At 72.0% G+C, this 571-nt stretch carries 1 protein-coding gene; it reads left to right on the plus strand.

The features are described 5' to 3' along the window. Positions 1 to 12: 12 nt before the first annotated feature. Positions 13 to 571: beta-ketoacyl synthase N-terminal-like domain-containing protein (locus KME79_RS44365; RefSeq protein WP_308249280.1), on the plus strand; the 559-nt coding region annotated here is incomplete at its 3' end.

The following is a 571-nucleotide window of genomic DNA, read 5'->3' on the forward strand; positions in this document are numbered from 1 at the left end:
CCGCGGAGTGCGTTGGCGACGGATCCGCAGCATCGGTTGTTCCTGGAGTCGTGCTGGGAGGCGTTGGAGCGGGCGGGGATCGATCCGGTGACGCTGCGGGGCAGCCGTACCGGCGTCTACGCCGGCAACATGTTCAACGATTACTCCTCCCGTTACGTGCACGGCGCTGTTCCTCCGGCGCTGGAGGGGGTGCTGCTCTCCGCGAGCACGCCCAGCGTGCTGTCCGGGCGGGTCTCCTACACCCTCGGGCTCGAAGGCCCCTCGCTCACCGTCGACACCGCCTGCTCCTCCTCCCTGGTCACCCTGCACCTGGCCGTGCGGGCCCTGCGGCAGGAGGAGTGCACGCTGGCCCTCGCGGGCGGCGTCACCCTGCTCGCCTCACCTGACGCCTTCGTGGAGTTCTCGCGCCAGCGCGCGCTGGCTCCCGACGGCCGCTGCAAGCCGTTCTCCTCCACCGCCGATGGTGCGGCGTGGGCGGAGGGTGTGGGGGTGCTGGTGCTGGAGCGGTTGTCGGAGGCGCGGCGCAACGGCCGGCGGATCCTGGCGGTGGTGCGGGGTTCGGCGGTGAACC

It is taken from the genome of Nonomuraea harbinensis (assembly GCF_019396385.1).
GTDB classification, from domain to species: Bacteria; Actinomycetota; Actinomycetes; order Streptosporangiales; family Streptosporangiaceae; genus Nonomuraea; species Nonomuraea ferruginea.